Here is a 395-nt window from a genome sequence, read left to right as displayed (position 1 = left end):
GTACAGCCATTGTTGGCAACTGTATAGGTTCCGCCTGCTGTATAATTAGCCGAGTTTACTGACCATGTGTAAGTATCACCAGAGCAGATAGTCGCTGTCGTGATTACTTTTGCTGGTTTTGGAGTTACTGTCAACTGCAGTTCCTGATCGGCCGTGCATCCGTTGTTTGCAACTGTATAGGTTCCCCCTGTTGTATAAGCTGTTGCGTTTACTGACCAGTTGTAAGTATCACCAGAGCAGATTGCAGCTGTTGTGATTACTTTTGTCGGTTTTGGACTTACTGTCAACTGCAGTTCCTGATCGGCCGTACAGCCGTTATTTGCAGCTGTGTAAGTTCCGCCTGCTGTATAGGCTGTTGAGTTTGCTGACCATGTGTAAGTATCGCCAGAGCAGAT

General features: G+C 46.6%; 1 protein-coding gene. It reads right to left on the bottom strand.

The annotated features are described in order from the left end of the window. Positions 1 to 395: hypothetical protein (locus GKZ88_RS22420; RefSeq protein ID WP_196216515.1), on the bottom strand; the 395-nt coding region annotated here is incomplete at both ends.

This window comes from Flavobacterium sp. LC2016-01, assembly GCF_009711135.1.
In the GTDB taxonomy this organism is placed as follows: Bacteria; Bacteroidota; Bacteroidia; order Flavobacteriales; family Flavobacteriaceae; genus Flavobacterium.
The sequence above is the reverse complement of the archived record's forward strand: the minus strand, read 5'-3'. Positions and strand labels throughout refer to the sequence as shown.